Below are 15,422 nucleotides of genomic sequence, written 5' to 3'. Positions count from 1 at the left end.
GAGGAGCTTTAACAGGGGGGCTGGTGAGCGTAATCGCAGCACGACGTCGGACATTGCCGGGCTTCGGTCTTACGATGGGACTGACGCTGTCCTGGCTGTCCGTCATCATCCTGATTCCGCTGGCCGGCCTGTTCCTGAAATCGTTCGAGCTCAGCCCCGAGCAGTTCTGGGCGATCCTCTCGAGCCGCCGCACCCTGAACGCGCTCCGCGTTTCCTTCGGGCTCGCTTTCGCAGCGGCCTGCGTCAATCTCGTGATGGGTAGCATCATCGTCTGGGCGTTGGTGCGCTACCGCTTCCCCGGCCGGCGGCTGTTCGATGCCATCGTCGACGTGCCCTTTGCATTGCCGACCGCGGTCGCGGGCGTCGCGCTGACTGCGCTGTTCGCCGAGAAAGGCTGGCTTGGCGCGCCGCTCGCCGCGCTCGGAATCAAGGTGGCGTTCACGCCGGTCGGCATCTTCGTCGCGATGATCTTCATCGGCATTCCCTTCGTGGTGCGCACGGTGCAGCCGGTACTCCAGGATATCGACGCCGAGATCGAGGAAGCCGCGGGCAGCCTCGGCGCCAGCCGCTGGCAGACCATCATCCGCGTGATCCTGCCTTCGCTGGCGCCGGCGCTGCTCACCGGCCTTGCGCTCGCCTTTGCACGCGCGGTCGGCGAATACGGTTCGGTGATCTTCATCGCCGGCAATCTGCCCAACGTCTCCGAGATCGCCCCGCTGCTGATCGTGATCCGTCTCTCCGAATTCCGCTACGCCGACGCGACCGCCATCGCGGTCATCATGCTGGTTGTTTCCTTCGTCATCATCTTCGCGGTCAACCGGCTCCAGCGCTGGGCGCAGAGCCGAATCCCGGCGCACTGAGGGCGAATGATGACAATGCAGATCGCCGAGCCCGTCTCGCTCTCACCGTCCGCCGCGAAGGCGCGCGCGCATGCGGCGGCCGCGTGCAACAATCTGCGCACCGAGCCGAGGGCGGTACGCATCACCATCATCGCGCTGGCAATGATCTTTCTGTCTGTCTTCGTCGTGCTGCCGCTGGTCCTGGTGTTTGCACAGGCGTTCTCCAAGGGCATCCTCGCCTATTTCGCCGCGCTCGCCGAGCCGGAGGCGCTGGCTGCGATCAAGCTGACGCTGGTGGTGGCCGCGATCTCGGTGAGCCTCAATCTCGTCTTCGGCCTGGTCGCGTCGTGGGCGATTGCAAAATTCGAATTCACAGGCAAGACCTTCCTCATCACGCTGATCGACCTGCCGTTTTCGGTGAGCCCGGTGATCTCGGGCCTCGTCTTCGTGCTGTTGTTCGGGGCGCAGGGTTATTTCGGCGGCTGGCTCAGGGATCACGACATCCAGATCCTGTTCGCGGTGCCGGGCATCGCGCTCGCCACCACCTTCGTGACCTTCCCGTTCGTGGCTCGCGCGCTGATCCCTTTGATGCAGGAGCAGGGCACGCAGGAGGAGGAGGCCGCGATCTCGCTCGGCGCCTCCGGCTTGCAGACCTTCTTCCGCGTCACGCTGCCCAATATCAAATGGGGCGTGCTCTACGGCGTCCTGCTCTGCAACGCCCGCGCGATGGGTGAGTTCGGCGCGGTCTCCGTCGTCTCCGGCCACATCCGCGGCGAGACCAACACCATGCCGTTGCTGGTCGAGATTCTCTACAACGAGTACCAGTTCGTCGCCGCCTTCGCGATCGCCTCGCTGCTGGCAATGCTTGCGCTGATCACGCTGATCGCCAAGACAATTCTCGAACGTCATCTGGACGAAGGACACGACGCAAGTGACCATTGAAGTCAAAAATCTCGTCAAGAAGTTCGGTAGCTTCGCTGCGCTTGATGGCGTCGACCTCAAGGTCAATAACGGCGAGTTGCTGGCGCTGCTCGGTCCATCAGGCTCCGGCAAGACCACGCTGCTGCGGATCATCGCCGGCCTCGATTGGCCGGATTCCGGCGAGGTCGCGTTCAATGGCGAGGACGCGCTGGCGCAAGGCGCGCGCGAGCGGCATGTCGGCTTTGTGTTCCAGCACTACGCGCTGTTCCGCCACATGAGTGTGTTCGAGAATGTCGCCTTCGGCCTTCGCGTGCAGCCGCGCGCGATCCGCAAGGATGAGGCGACCATCCATAGACGCGTGAAAGAGTTGCTCGATCTCGTGCAGCTCGATTGGCTTGCGGACCGCTATCCGAGCCAGCTCTCCGGCGGGCAGCGCCAGCGCATCGCGCTCGCCCGCGCGCTCGCGATCGAGCCGCGCATCCTGCTGCTCGACGAGCCCTTCGGCGCGCTCGATGCCAAGGTGCGCAAGGAGCTGCGCAAATGGCTGCGCTCTCTGCACCATGAGATCAACGTCACATCGATCTTCGTCACCCATGACCAGGAAGAGGCGCTGGAAGTCGCCAACCGCGTCGTCGTGATGGACAAGGGCAAGATCGAGCAGATCGGCTCGCCCGAAGATGTCTACGAGACCCCGGCGACGGCCTTCGTCCACGGCTTCATCGGTGAATCCATCGAGCTGCCGGTTCAGGTCGAAGGCGGCGTGATCAGGCTCGGCGATCGCCCGCTCAATCTTGCAACGGACGGCCTGGTGTCTGGCGCGTCAAAACTGTTCGTGCGGCGACATGACATGCTGGTCGGCCCGCCAGGTTCGGGTGCCTTCGAGGGCGCGGTCCGGCACGTTCGCAATTTCGGCCCGGTGCAGCGGGCCGAGGTCGCCCTGTCCGGCGGCGAGACCATCGAGATCGACGCCCCCCGCGATCGGGAACTGCGCGCAGGCGACACGATCGGCTTAAAGCCCCGCCGCTACCGCATATTTGCGGGCGCCTGAGCCGGTTTGAAGGGGCGAATTTTCCTCAAAATTCACCTTTCAGCCACGGTTGGTATGCAACAACGGCCCTTCCTTTGGGGGCCTCGATTCATGCGCGCTGCGGCCGCAATTCTCATCGCTTTGCTTCTCGCCGGCTGCGCCGGCAACGAAGCGCCGGTCCAGCAGCCGTCGATGTATGCCGACATGTCGGTCCCGGGCTCCAAGCTGGATGCGCAGGCGGCCGCGATCATGATTTCGCAATATCGCCAGAACAACGGGCTCGGCACCGTCGTCATCGACCCCGATTTGATGCGGCTCGCGGAATCCCAGTCCCAAGCCATGGCGGCGGCCAACAAGATGGACCATGACGTCCGCGCGCCGCTGGCCAAGCGGCTTTCCTCCGGCGGCTACCCGGCCACCGTGGCGGTCGAGAACGTCTCGGCCGGCTATCATACGCTGGCGGAAGCGTTTTCCGGCTGGCGCGACTCGCCGCCCCACCGCGCCAACATGCTCAAGAGCGGTGTCACAAAATTGGGCATAGCGGCGGGCTATGCTCCAGGCACCAAATACAAGGTGTTCTGGACCATGATCCTGGCTTCGACCGATCCCCGATAAGCCAGACTTGATCCCGGGATGCATTGACGCCGCGGCAGACTGTCGCCACGGTGGCTCGCCTTTTGCTATTGTTCCTGCATGACAGATCACAGCCCCGAAGTCGCAACAGTCCCCGCGAAGGCGCAGCGCGTCCTGGTTCTCCAGGGCGGCGGGGCGCTCGGCTCCTATCAGGCAGGCGCCTATCAGTCGCTGTGCCATTTCGACTTCGAGCCCGAATGGGTCGCTGGCATCTCGATCGGCGCGGTCAACGCCGCCATCATCGCCGGTAACGAGGGCCATACCCGCGTCAAGCGGCTCAAGGAATTCTGGGAGATGGTCTCCGCGCCGGTGCCGTGGAAGCCCATCGGCAAGAGCGACCACAGCCGCGAGTTGTTTAATTCCACGAGCGCCGCACTGATCGCGACCTTTGGCGTGCCCGGTTTCTTCGCGCCGCGCATTCCGCCCGCGCCGCTCTGGCCACCGGGCAGCCCGCAGGCCGAGAGCTATTACGACACCGCGCCGCTGAAGAAGACGCTGGAGCGTCTGGTCGACTTCGACCGCATCAACGATCTGAAGACCCGCCTGTCGGTCGGCGCGGTTGGCGTCACCTCGGGCAACTTCAAATATTTCGACAATTTCGAGTTCAAGAAGCTCGGCAAGAGAATCGGCCCTGAGCACATCATGGCCTCCGGCGCGCTGCCGCCGGGCTTTCCGTCGGTCGTGATCGATGGCGAGCATTATTGGGACGGCGGCATCGCCTCCAACACGCCGCTTGACTTCGTTCTCGACGCGGAGATCGATCGCGACCTCCTGATCTTCCAGGTCGATCTGTTCAGCGCCCGCGGCGACCTGCCGACCTCGCTGCTCGAGGCCACCGAGCGCGAGAAGGACATCCGTTTCTCCAGCCGCACGCGGATGAACACCGACAAGAACAAGCAGCTGCACAACGCCCGCCGGGCCGCGCGCGACCTGATTTCCAAATTGCCCGATTATCTCAAGAACGACCCCTCCGTCGAATTCCTCGCGAAGGTCTCGCGTGAGAGCACGGTCACTGTGGTGCACCTGATCTATCGCAGCAAGAATTACGAATCCTCGTCCAAGGACTACGACTTCTCGCATGTCGCCATGGTCGAGCATTGGGAAAGCGGCGTGCGCGACGTGCATCTGTCGATGCACCACAAGGATTGGCTCGAGCGGCCGCAGTCCGGCGAGACCATGGTCACCTACGATCTCACGGGGGACGCGACCGCGCCCCCGCCAAAAAGGAGCGAATAATATGGGTAGTCTTTCAGGCAAGAACGCCGTCGTGACCGGATCGACCAGCGGCATCGGGCTTGCGTATGCGCGCGCCTTCGCCGCCGCCGGCGCCAACGTCGTTATCAACGGGTTCGGCTCGCCGGAGGACATCGAGAAGGAGCGCTCCAAGATCGAGTCCGATTTCGGCGTGAAGGCAGTCTACTCGCCCGCCGACATGACCAAGCCGGCTGAGATCGCCGGGATGATCGCGCTCGGCGAGAAGTCGTTCGGCTCGGTCGATATCCTCGTTAACAATGCCGGCATTCAGTTCGTCTCGCCGATCGAGGAATTCCCGCCGGAGAAGTGGGATCAGATCATCGCGATCAACCTGTCCTCGGCCTTCCATGCCATCCGCGCCGCGGTGCCCGGCATGAAGAAGAAGGGCTGGGGCCGCATCATCAACACCGCGTCGGCGCACTCGCTGGTCGCTTCGCCCTTCAAGTCGGCTTACGTCTCGGCCAAGCACGGCATCGCCGGCCTGACCAAGACCGTGGCGCTGGAAGTCGCGACCAACAAGATCACCTGCAACTGCATCAGCCCCGGCTATGTCTGGACGCCGCTGGTCGAGAAGCAGATCCCGGATACGATGAAGGCCCGCAACCTCACGCGCGAGCAGGTCATCAACGACGTGCTGCTCGACGCCCAGCCGACCAAGGAGTTCGTCACGTCCGAGCAGGTCGCAGCGCTGGCGCTGTTCCTGTGCGGCGACGATGCCGCGCAGATCACCGGCACGAACCTGTCGATCGACGGCGGCTGGACGGCTGAGTAAGAGCTCGATGCCGTAGGGCGGGCAAAGGCGCGTCAGCGCCGTGCCCACCATCTCTCCCTGACCGAAAAAGGTGGTGGGCACGCTCCGCTTTGCCCACCCTACGAGACCTACGATTCCGTCGTCGGGGCGAGTTCTCAATGGCTCCAGGCTAGCGCCGTCACGATCGCGGATTGCAGGTTCAGCTCCGTGAACATGATCTTGCCGGCGACCACGACGAGGACGCTGGCGAGTGCCACGCGCAGCACCGTCTCCGGCACGCGTGTCGCGCTGTAGCTGCCGATGATGATGCCGGGCAGCGAGCCGAGCAGCAGCACACCCATCAAAGCCCAGTCCACCGAGCCGAGCATCCAGTGTCCAATGCCGGCCACCAGCGTCAGCGGCACGGCATGCGCGATGTCGGAGCCGACGATGGTTGCCATCGGCAGGCGCGGATAGAGCAGCAGCAGCACGGTTACGCCGACCGCGCCAGCGCCGACGGATGAAATCGAGACCAGCACGCCGAGCACGATTCCGGTGACGACGGTCGCGATCACGGTGGTGCGCTCGTCGACCTGCTCCATGCGCCGGCGATAGCGCTCCATGATCGACTTGCGGAAGATCAGCGATGTCGCCGTCAGCACCAGTGCAAAGCACAGCACCAGATTGACCAGATTGCGCTCGGCATCGCCTCTCAGATCGAGCTTCCACAGCACCAGCAGCGTCAACGCGCTCGCCGGAATGCTGCCGCATGCAAGCCGCAGCACCGCCGGCCAGTGCACGCTGCGTGACCAGCCGTGCACCACGCTGCCGCCGGTCTTGGTGGCCGCGGCATAAAGCAGATCTGTGCCGACGGCGGTGGTCGGGTGAATGCCGAACAGCAGGATCAGCAGCGGCGTCATCAACGAGCCGCCTCCCACTCCGGTCAGCCCGACGAGGAGGCCGACGCCAAATCCCGAGGCGACGTAAAGCGGATCAATCATGTCAGGGGGAAATCTAGGTTTATCTCGTCAGTTGGGCAATATGACGTAGAATAAATTTCCCCTATGGCGCAACCGCTTGGGCGGAATAAGAAAAATTGTTCCCCCTGCTCGGGGTGATTGGTCATTCCATCCAAATTGTTACCCTTCGGCGAAATGGACGTTTTGTGTGCCTGCTCAGCAAATCAGCGATCAGCGATGCCGGGTTGTGAGGGCTCATTCAACCCCGTGAGCGGCCGTCGGGATGTGTGGCGAATATGGAGGATGTCGATCGTGTCGCCACGAACCCGGTAGAAGATTCGAAATGGGTAACGGACGACGGATGCTGCGCGAATGTTGGAACGTTGCACGACGCGTGGTGCCGAGAGCGGTGCGCGCTGAATGCGATCAATGACGTCGAAGAGTCTTCGCGCGATGGCTTCCGAGACGGCGGGACTTGCGCTGGCTGTATAGTAGTTCGCGATGTCGCTGAGATCAGCAATGGCCTGTCGGGAATAGAGAACCTTCATCCGCGGCGGAATTTTGCGAAAGCCGCCTCGATCTCGGCTTCGGCCGCGACCTCGCCGCGATCAATGGCCGCCATGGCCGCATCGATGATCTTCAGCTCTTCCTGGCTTGCCAAATATTCGCCGCCGTTGAGTTCGCTTTCGATCTCATTGGCAACAGCGATCAACTCTTTCTGGGCCTCGTCAGGCCACGATTGAGCGCGCTGCAGCAAATCTCTCAGGTTGGGCACAGCCATGGGCTGGATTCTAGCAGATAGAACGCGATTGACCAACGTCTCTATTGTGGAGACGGGGATTTTCCAAACGCCAGCACATGCAGCCCGAGCCGCTGCCGTACGATCCAGAACAGGAGCACCGTTTCGAAGGTGAGCGAGATCGAGGTTGCGGCCGCGGCGCCGTGGCCGCCGAAGCGCGGCACCAGCGCGATGCAGAGCACGAGGTTCATCGCGAAGGCTAGCGCGTAGGCCAGCGCGCAGATTCTTTGCTGGCCGAGCATGTTGAGCAGGCGTTCCACCGGGCCGATCGCGGCGCGCACCACGAGGCCGATCGCGGCGACGAACATGATGTCGTAGCCGATGACGAACTGCGGTCCGAACAGCCAGAGCAGGGGTTTGCCCAGCGCGAGCAGCACGGCGGTTGCGGCCAGCGACGGCCAGAACGTCCAGTTGATGGCGTGCGCGACATAGGCCGACAGCCGCGCCTTATCGCCGAGCGCATTGTATTCGGCGAAGCGATGTGCCGTTGTCGCCGACATCGCGTAGTGAATGAACGACACCAGCGCCAGCGTCTTCACCACCGCGAAATAGACGCCGACCTCGTCCGAGGGGCGGAACTGCTGCAGCACCAGCACGTCGGTGTAGGACAAGAGCAGATAGAAGCTTTCGACCAGCAGGATCGGCAGCGAGACCGCGAGCCAGCCGCTGATGTCGTAGGCCTTGGGGCCCGGTTCGATGCGATCGGCAAGCTTGCGGTTCAGCACCACCATCTGTCCGGTCATCGCGATCCACACGGCGCCGGCGCTCGCCACCATCGCCGCGACCGCGCCGAGATGATAGCCGAGCAGGAAGGCGCAGGCTGTGATGCCGATGATCAGCGCCTGGCGGATGATGAATTGCGGCATCAGGCCGAGTTGCATCCAGTCGTGCGAACGCGCGATGCCGTCCTGGGTGTTGGCGACGACGAAGGCCGGCAACGTCATGCAGCCGATATAGAGCGGCAGCACCTCGCCCGGATTAATCCAGGGCGAAAGCAGCTTGACGATGCCGGCAAGCGCCAGCGAGACCAGGGTGGAAACGGCAAAGGTCAGCCAGCGGCTGCCGGAAAGAAAGCCGCGCAGCAGGGCATGGTCACCGCTGGCGCGATACTCCGGAATGATTTTTTGCGCGGAGGCGGAGATGCCGAAGTCCATCATGCTGCCGAGCAGCAGCACCCAGGTCCAGACATAGACATAGATGCCGTAGTCGGACGTGCCCATCCAGCGCGCGAGCAAAACCTGCGAGAAATAGGCGAGGCCCGCGCTGATGACGCGAATGATGAAGATGGTGCCCGCCAGCCGCCGCGTCAGCGACGCCTCGCTGGATCCGCCCGTCAGTTTTCCGCGCAGCCGTGCGATGAGGCCGGCAGGTCCGGTCGTTGCGGGGTCTGCATCCATCACGGCCAAATTCGAAGAATCCCCAGGCGTCTCGCATGCTGCGGCGGGCTTATGCGGTCACTGTTGGGATTAGCAACGATTCGTTAAGATTCGGTTGGGTGTTACCGGCGTCGTCGTGGCGAAAAAGCCAGGACGACGGCTACTCCAAATTCGCATTGAACTCGTACGATTTGTCCGGCCCGACCAGCGTGAACTTCAGCGCGGCGCCATCAGGCTTGACGCCCGGCGGCAATCCGTCGAGCTCGAAGGAAAACCGCTTCACGCCGGGCGGGCTGTGCTCGACCGGATCAGGAATGGGCAGCGACCACTCCGGCGTCGGCCCTTCCACGAACAGATTGACCTTGCTGTTTTCTGGCGCAACGACATCGACCACCACATTCTTCGGCCCGTCCCGCTTGACGTCGCGGATGGTCAGCGGATTGGGATCGCCGACATTGGCGGGCTTCGGCACCGAATCCAGCGCCGTGCGCAGATTGGCGTCTTCGGTCGATGCCACGTTGTTGAAGCCGAGCTCGACATGGGCTTCGACCGGAATGCAGAGCTTCTCGCACACCGCGTAATTGATCTCGGCGCGCAACGTCACTGGCTTGTCGGCCGCCTTGGCGACGATGCGCAAGGGCAGCACGATCTGGTCGTGATAGCCGATCGAATGGCCGCCCGCGCCATCGTCGAATTTCTGCGGAGCCGGCCACATCACTGTCACCGCTTCGACATTATCCGACTTCGAGAAGTCGAACCGCGGCGGAACGCCGGAATCGCCTGGCATGCGCCAGTAGGTTTTCCACCCTGGCTGGATCTGGAAGGCGATGCCGCCGAGCAGGACCGCGCCGCTGCGCGATCCCGCGAGCAGCCGCACCGCGGAATGCCCGTCGCGCTGCCACGGTGAAGCGTCGTCGGCATAGGCTACCGTCGTCAGCGACGACACAAGCAAGATGGTCGCGACGCCAATCGCCGCATGCAGGGGAACTCTTGTCAGCATGGCACGTCTTTACAGGGTCGCCCCGGGGCAAACCATTGAATTGCTTGTGATGGATGCACTTGAATCAGATCTCTGCAAGCCTTGATTTGACAGCCGCCCGGCCCGACATCAGGATAGGAATTGAAACCGGAGTGCTTCACCGATGGCTCCCACAGGCAAGAGGACGGGCGAAAGCACCCGCAGCGCGGGTCATGGGCTCCCCAGCTCGGCCAATTATCTCGACGGCCGGCTCCTGATCGCGATGCCGGTCATGGGCGATGAGCGCTTTGAACGCTCGGTGATCTACCTTTGTGCGCATTCCGCCGAGGGCGCGATGGGCATCATCGTGAATCATCCGGCCGGCAGCATTGATTTCCCTGAACTGTTGCAGCAGCTCGGTATCGTCAAGAAGGGCGAGCACATCAAGCTGCCGCAAAATGCCGAGAGCATGAAAGTGCTGGCCGGCGGCCCGGTCGACACCGGTCGCGGCTTCGTGTTGCATTCGAGCGACTTCTACATCGAGCACGCGACACTGCGGATCGACGACGGCGTCTGCCTTACCGCGACCGTCGACATCCTGCGCGCGATCGCCAACGGCTCCGGTCCCAAGCACGCCATTCTCGCGCTCGGTTACGCCGGCTGGGCGCCGGGCCAGCTCGAGACCGAGATCCAGAGCAATGGCTGGCTCCATTGCGACGCGGATGCGGATCTGATCTTCGGCGATGATGTCGACGAGAAGTACGGCCGCGCCTTGCGCAAGATCGGCATTGATCCCGGGATGTTGTCGAACGAGGCGGGTCACGCGTAGCGCTGTGCTTGGCATAGCGAAGTCCTCACAGCCGTCGTTGCGAGGAGCGAAGCGACGAAGCAATCCAGCCTTTGTCGCGGCGGCAGTCTGGATTGCTTCGCTTTGCTCGCAATGACGGAGTTCGTTGAGGCCGTCTCGCGCTCATCGCCGCCTCGCGCCCTTCGGTCTCGTCCCATCCTCGCCAGGACGGTCGGGCCTACTCCGCCGCCTGCTGCTGCACCGTCGGCTCCGTCCCCGCCACCGTCGCCCTTCGCATGTCGCGGGGCTGGGACTGATCGTAACGGCGGACGCGGTGCATGGTCTGACGGTTGTCCCACATGACGAGATCATGCAGCTTCCATTTGTGGACGTAGACGAATTCCGCGTTGGTCGCGTGCTCATTGAGATCGCGCAGCAAGAGCCGTCCCTCCGGCACGCTCATGCTGACGATCTTGCCGGCATGCGACGAGAGATACAGCGATTTGCGGCGATGCACGGGATGGGTCCGCACCAGCCGCTGCAGCACCGGCTTGAACATCGCCTTCTCATCGTCGGTGTATTCGGTGAAGCCGAGCGATCCCCGCGAATACATCAGCGAATGTTCGCAGACGAGGTCGTCGATCTCGCCCCTCGTCTCGTCGTCGAGCGCGTCATAGGCCGCGCGCATGTCGGCGAATTCAGTGTTGCCGCCCGTCGGGTTCACTACGCGCGCCGACAGCAGCGAAAATTTTGCCGGGATCGGGCGGAACGAGCTGTCGGAATGCCACAGGCAATTGCCGAGATTGAACAGATGCGTGCGGCTGTCCTTGGAAAGCGGCTTGCCGTCCTTGCCGAGATTGGAAACGTCGTTGAGGCCTGACTGGAGCCGATAGTCTTTCGCCTGCGTGACAGTGCCACCGCGTGCGTCCTCGCGTTGTCCAAAATTCAACGCGAAGGCCATCTGCTGCTCGTCGGTGATGTCCTGGTCGTGGAAGACCAGCACCGCATATTTGTCCATGGCGGCTTCGACTTCGCGCGCCTCATCCGGTGTGAGAGGCTTTCGCAGGTCGAGGCCCGAAACCTCGCCGACAAAATGCTTCTGAAGTTGCCGGATGGCGATCGTCATGGCGTCTCTCCCGCGAACCGCGAGCGGTTGGTCCGCTCTGCTGGTGAAAAAGCTACTCCGGCATTCGGCGTTGTCAACGCTCGCCGCGCATATCTCTTGAGCGTTATGACACTCACGCGTTCCTCGCCATCAACCCACCATCGACCGGAATCACCGCGCCGGTGAGGAAGGATGCCGCCGGCAGGCACAGGCTCAGCGTGATATGCGCGACTTCCTCGGGATCGCCGTAACGACCGAGTGCGGTGCGGCGCTTGGCGTAGATGGTCTTGTGCTCCTCGGAGATGCGGTCGGTGATGGCGGTGCGGATCGGCCCGGGGCAAATGCAGTTGACGGTAATGCCCTCGCGGCCGAGCTCGACCGCGAGCGAGCGGGTGAGGCTGGCGACGCCGCCTTTCGCGGCCGAATAGGGGCTGTGCAAGGCAGTGGCACCGAGTGCCTCGGTCGAGGCGACGTTCACAATGCGCGGAGACTTCGATTTGCGCAGATGCGGCAGCGCGGCGCGGATGATGCGCGGATGCGCCGTCAGCATCACGGCGATGCCCTTGGCCCAGGCGTCCTCGTAAGCCTCGTCATCGATCGCAACGCGCACGGAGATACCGGCATTGTTGATGACGATATCAAGTCCACCGAAATGCGCGGCGACATCGCCAACCACGCGCTTGATCTCGCCGCCGTCGGCGACGTCCAGCTTCCAGGCCTTCGCAGAAGCTCCGCTTGCCGCGATCTCCTTCGCGACCGCATGCGCGCCTTGCTCGTCATAGTCGGTGACGGCGACGTTCGCGCCCTCAGACGCGAACACGCGCGCAGTGGCGCGGCCCATGCCGCTGGCCGCGCCGGTGACGAGAGCGGTCAGGCCCTTCACCGAGCGACTGAGCTGCTTGAATTCGGACATGCTGTTTCCTCGCGGTCGGTTGTTTCTTGTTATGAGATTGACAAGGCTGGCATCGATCCGCAGACAGGTCAAACAAGCAAAATAAAATGGGAGGTCGCGATGGCGAACGAGCTCGATTTCACTGGCAGGCAGGTTCTTGTCGTCGGTGGTTCCAGCGGTATCGGCAACGGCATTGCGCAAGCCTTTCGTGCGAAAGGCGCAGCTGTTGCGGTGTGTGGCACGCGCGCTCGTGCAACGGAATATTTGGCGGAGGAGGGCTCCGATCTCACCGGTCTTGCTTACGCGCAGCTCGACGTCAGCAATGCCGGTGCCATCGAAGCGTTCAAGCCGTCGTTCGACCGGCTCGATATCCTGGTGCTCGCGCAAGGCGCGGTGCTCTATCGTCGCGGCGAATTCGAGATGAGCGGCTTCCGCAAAGTCGTCGAGGTCAATCTGATGAGCCTGATGGCGTGCGGGACGCGATTTCATTCCATGTTGCGGGATTCCAAGGGCGCGCTGATCATGGTGTCCTCGACTGCGGCCTATCATTCCACCATGGGCAATCCCGCCTACAATGCCTCGAAGACCGGCGCGGTCGGATTGACGCGGACCTTGGGCGAAGCCTGGGCGGAAGACGGTATCCGCGTCAACGGTATCGCGCCCGGTCTGGTCGACACCAAGATGACGAAAGTGACGACCGACAATCCCAAGCGGCTCGAAGGCGCATTGTCGCGCATTCCGCTGCGGCGATTGGGCACGCCGGCCGACATGGCGGGCGCGGCGCTGTTCCTGGCGTCACCTCTGTCGTCGTACATTATTGGGCAAACGCTGGTCGTCGATGGTGGACTCATTCTCTAGGCGATTGGAACTGCGCTGCTCCTGATCGGTTACTTGGGCAGACCCCCGAGGAGGAGCATCATGGACAAGGACAGGATCGTCGGATCGGCCAAGGAATTCGCTGGACGTGCGGAAGGCGCGGTCGGTGATCTCGCTGGCGATACACAGACACAGGCGTCAGGCAAGGCGCGGGAAGCCGCCGGCACCGTGCAGAATCTCTACGGCCAGGCCAAGGATGCCGTGCGTGACGCCACGGACACCGCCACGAGCTACGCCAAGGATGCGTATGACAACAGCGGCGACACCTTTCGTGACGGTACGCAGGCGATTTCGAAGAAAGTGCAGGACAATCCGCTCGGCGCGCTGCTTGTTGCCGGCGGTATCGGCTTCGCGCTTGCGCTGCTGATGTCGCGCCCCGGGCGTCGCCCGCCTCCGCGCTGGCGCTATTACGGCTAAACGAGCGAGCTGCAAAGTTCGTGCCCCGGACGCAATGCGGCGTGAAACGCGGCGTTGCAGAGCCGGGGCACATTATTGTGAAGCACGAACTGGGTCCCGGCTCGGCGCATCAGTGTTACGCGCTGCAGCGCGTCCGGGACACGAGGCCAACTACCGCACCACCTCCGCCGCGCGCCCGACATTGCCGGGCGGACGCAGAATCGCGGGATTGCGCGGGGTGGGCGCCAGTTGACGCGGCGCCGGCTGCGGCGAGCCGAAGCCGAAGAAATCGCGAATTGACGGCGTGGCCTGTGCGGGCTGCTGCGGCGGCGCCGGCCTCTTCGGCGCGAGCTTTGGCGGTGCGATGGCAGCGGCCGCACCGGGCATGCCGGGAGCAGCAGCGCCACCGCTAGGTGTGGTCGCCGCCACCGGCGTATCGCCCTTGGCCTGCTCGCGACCGACTTCGCGGCGCGGCCAGGAATAATCATCGGCACGGCCCGCAGGCGCTGCCAGCGGCTCGCCGTTGACCAGCGTCCTAGCTGCGAGTGCATCGACGGCGGCAGGGCGCGTGCCCGGTCCACCCAGCAATTGATCGGTCGAGATCGAGGCCGCAACCAGCGGCACGATCGGGCCGGCCAGCGGCCGCGGCGCGGGCTTGCCGGGCTCGGCATTGGTGTCGGGCGTCGCCGGCTCGCTCGGCAGCGCGATCGGGCCGGAGCGGCCCGCCAGCAGGCGCGTGATCTCGCGCTCGACATAATGCGCGAGTTTTCGCGCGCCGGCCTTCGTGAAATAGACGCCGTCACCGCTGCGCAGCTGGCGGATCTGGCCTTCGAAATCCGGACCCTTCTGCAGGAAGCGGCCGGCTTCGTCGACAAAGCCGTCCCAGACGTCGACATAGGTGATGCCGGCCTTCGCTGCGCCCTCGCGATAGAGCGAATCCAGGAACAGCATGTCCGCGGTGCCCTTCGGGCCGCGGATTGCGGGCAGGCCGACCCAGAGCACCGGCACGCCCTTGGATTTGAGGACATTGGCGAGCTCCTCGATCTTCTTGCCGTAGAGCTCGACCCAGTGGTCGTCGCGGAATTCATAGAGGCCGTTCGGGTTGCGCGCGGTCTTTTCAGGCGCGGCCGCCGGCGTATCGGCGTTATCGGCGTCGTCCTGCGGCAGATCGGTGTCCGCCGGCTTGTCATCGGGCTTGGCGGCGGTGTCGGGCTTGGCGTCGCCCGGCTTTCCCGCGGGCTTGGCGCGCGCGCCCTTCTCGTTCTTCTTGTCCTTGTCGGATTTGTCGGGCGCAGCTTCGCGGATCGCGATGCGATCGTTGAGGCCGAGCATGACGACGATCACGTCGGGCTTCTCGGTCTCGAGAATGCCTTTCGCCGCGGCGGCCCAGTCCGAGGGCTCACCCTTCGGCTGGTACTTGATCAGGCCGGACGTCGTCCTGTGCTTGCGGATCACGCCCATGTCGGGCTGCTCGGTGTAGGCGTCTTCCAGACCATAGGCGAGCCAGTCGGCCATGGCGTCGCCGATCACCAGCACGGTCTTGTCCGGAATGGTCTCGCGCTTGGCCGGCGAAGGCGCGCGCGAAAAATCCTGGCGCGGGGCCTGCTGCTGTTGCTGCTGCTGGAATGGCGCGAAGAAATCGCCGCCGAACCATCCGCCGCCACTGCGTTGAGGGGCCTGGCGCTGCGGCGGGCCGCCGAAGCCGGGGAAGTTGAAAAACTGCGCCGAAGCCGGCCCCGCGATCGAGATCAGGATCGCAAGCGCTGTCCCCAGCGCGATCAGCGGGCCGGTCTCGGTCAGCGCCTTGAAAAAGGATTTTGGCTTCGACATGCGATCTCGGGCGCGCGCAACAGGGTCTGGATTTGCCTCA

The 15,422-nt window shown here is 63.7% G+C and carries 17 protein-coding genes; 9 read left to right on the top strand and 8 right to left on the bottom strand.

The window, feature by feature from the left end; translation table 11 throughout:
• The first annotated feature begins 23 nt into the window (after positions 1-23).
• The 6 genes from cysT (at position 24) to ABIA96_RS17270 (ending at position 5,446) form a co-directional block, all read left to right on the top strand.
• Positions 24-860, top strand: coding sequence for a sulfate ABC transporter permease subunit CysT (cysT, locus tag ABIA96_RS17295; RefSeq protein ID WP_502918825.1), 837 nt, complete (start codon positions 24-26; stop codon positions 858-860).
• A gap of 9 nt (positions 861-869) precedes the next feature.
• Complete coding sequence (gene cysW / locus ABIA96_RS17290; protein WP_354138612.1) at positions 870-1,781, top strand: sulfate ABC transporter permease subunit CysW; 912 nt, start codon at positions 870-872, stop codon at positions 1,779-1,781.
• Positions 1,771-2,808: a sulfate/molybdate ABC transporter ATP-binding protein gene (locus tag ABIA96_RS17285; RefSeq protein ID WP_354138257.1), complete on the top strand. Its 1,038-nt coding sequence runs from the start codon at positions 1,771-1,773 to the stop codon at positions 2,806-2,808. The genes cysW and ABIA96_RS17285 overlap by 11 nt, the downstream gene beginning before the upstream one ends.
• Positions 2,809-2,898: 90 nt before the next feature.
• Entirely contained in the window at positions 2,899-3,402 is a 504-nt protein-coding gene (locus tag ABIA96_RS17280; RefSeq protein WP_354138256.1) for a CAP domain-containing protein, read from the top strand.
• A gap of 78 nt (positions 3,403-3,480) precedes the next feature.
• A complete protein-coding gene (locus ABIA96_RS17275; protein ID WP_354138255.1) occupies positions 3,481-4,656 on the top strand; it encodes a DUF3734 domain-containing protein in 1,176 nt (391 codons plus the stop codon).
• Position 4,657: 1 nt separating this feature from the next.
• A complete protein-coding gene (locus tag ABIA96_RS17270) occupies positions 4,658-5,446 on the top strand; it encodes a 3-hydroxybutyrate dehydrogenase (protein WP_247507301.1) in 789 nt (262 codons plus the stop codon).
• Positions 5,447-5,580: 134 nt separating this feature from the next.
• On the opposite strand, the gene ABIA96_RS17265 is transcribed toward ABIA96_RS17270, so the two are convergent.
• The 5 genes from ABIA96_RS17265 to ABIA96_RS17245 all read right to left on the bottom strand — a co-directional run bounded on the left by ABIA96_RS17265 (position 5,581) and on the right by ABIA96_RS17245 (position 9,538).
• A complete protein-coding gene (locus ABIA96_RS17265) occupies positions 5,581-6,405 on the bottom strand; it encodes a sulfite exporter TauE/SafE family protein (RefSeq protein WP_354138254.1) in 825 nt (274 codons plus the stop codon).
• 182 nt (positions 6,406-6,587) lie between these two features.
• A complete protein-coding gene (locus tag ABIA96_RS17260; protein WP_354138253.1) occupies positions 6,588-6,911 on the bottom strand; it encodes a type II toxin-antitoxin system RelE/ParE family toxin in 324 nt (107 codons plus the stop codon).
• Complete coding sequence (locus ABIA96_RS17255) at positions 6,908-7,144, bottom strand: hypothetical protein (RefSeq protein WP_354138252.1); 237 nt, start codon at positions 7,142-7,144, stop codon at positions 6,908-6,910. The genes ABIA96_RS17260 and ABIA96_RS17255 overlap by 4 nt, the downstream gene beginning before the upstream one ends.
• 41 nt (positions 7,145-7,185) lie before the next feature.
• Complete coding sequence (locus tag ABIA96_RS17250) at positions 7,186-8,568, bottom strand: oligosaccharide flippase family protein (protein WP_354138251.1); 1,383 nt, start codon at positions 8,566-8,568, stop codon at positions 7,186-7,188.
• A gap of 130 nt (positions 8,569-8,698) precedes the next feature.
• The gene (locus ABIA96_RS17245) at positions 8,699-9,538 is read right to left on the bottom strand and encodes a protein-disulfide reductase DsbD domain-containing protein (protein WP_354138250.1); all 840 of its coding nucleotides are present in this window, start codon (positions 9,536-9,538) and stop codon (positions 8,699-8,701) included.
• A gap of 142 nt (positions 9,539-9,680) precedes the next feature.
• Here ABIA96_RS17245 and ABIA96_RS17240 point away from each other — a divergent pair, with 142 nt between their 5' ends.
• Entirely contained in the window at positions 9,681-10,325 is a 645-nt protein-coding gene (locus ABIA96_RS17240; protein ID WP_354138249.1) for a YqgE/AlgH family protein, read from the top strand.
• A gap of 196 nt (positions 10,326-10,521) precedes the next feature.
• Here ABIA96_RS17240 and ABIA96_RS17235 read toward each other — a convergent pair whose 3' ends face one another.
• The gene (locus ABIA96_RS17235; protein WP_354138248.1) at positions 10,522-11,409 is read right to left on the bottom strand and encodes a TauD/TfdA dioxygenase family protein; all 888 of its coding nucleotides are present in this window, start codon (positions 11,407-11,409) and stop codon (positions 10,522-10,524) included.
• A 112-nt stretch (positions 11,410-11,521) separates the two neighbouring features.
• On the bottom strand, positions 11,522-12,301 hold the full coding sequence (locus ABIA96_RS17230; RefSeq protein ID WP_354138247.1) for an SDR family NAD(P)-dependent oxidoreductase: 780 nt from the start codon (positions 12,299-12,301) through the stop codon (positions 11,522-11,524).
• A 99-nt stretch (positions 12,302-12,400) separates the two neighbouring features.
• On the opposite strand from ABIA96_RS17230, the gene ABIA96_RS17225 reads away from it, so the two are divergent.
• Both ABIA96_RS17225 and ABIA96_RS17220 read left to right on the top strand, forming a co-directional pair.
• Positions 12,401-13,138, top strand: coding sequence for an SDR family NAD(P)-dependent oxidoreductase (locus tag ABIA96_RS17225; protein ID WP_354138246.1), 738 nt, complete (start codon positions 12,401-12,403; stop codon positions 13,136-13,138).
• A gap of 60 nt (positions 13,139-13,198) precedes the next feature.
• Entirely contained in the window at positions 13,199-13,573 is a 375-nt protein-coding gene (locus tag ABIA96_RS17220) for a CsbD family protein (RefSeq protein ID WP_354138245.1), read from the top strand.
• 150 nt (positions 13,574-13,723) lie between these two features.
• Here the strand turns inward: ABIA96_RS17220 and ABIA96_RS17215 are convergent, their stop codons facing one another.
• Positions 13,724-15,382, bottom strand: coding sequence for an SGNH/GDSL hydrolase family protein (locus ABIA96_RS17215; protein WP_354138244.1), 1,659 nt, complete (start codon positions 15,380-15,382; stop codon positions 13,724-13,726).
• Positions 15,383-15,422: the final 40 nt, after the last annotated feature.

Origin of the sequence: Bradyrhizobium sp. LB11.1 (assembly GCF_040549385.1) — a bacterium.
Lineage (GTDB): Bacteria > Pseudomonadota > Alphaproteobacteria > Rhizobiales > Xanthobacteraceae > Bradyrhizobium.
The sequence above is the reverse complement of the archived record's forward strand: the minus strand, read 5'-3'. Positions and strand labels throughout refer to the sequence as shown.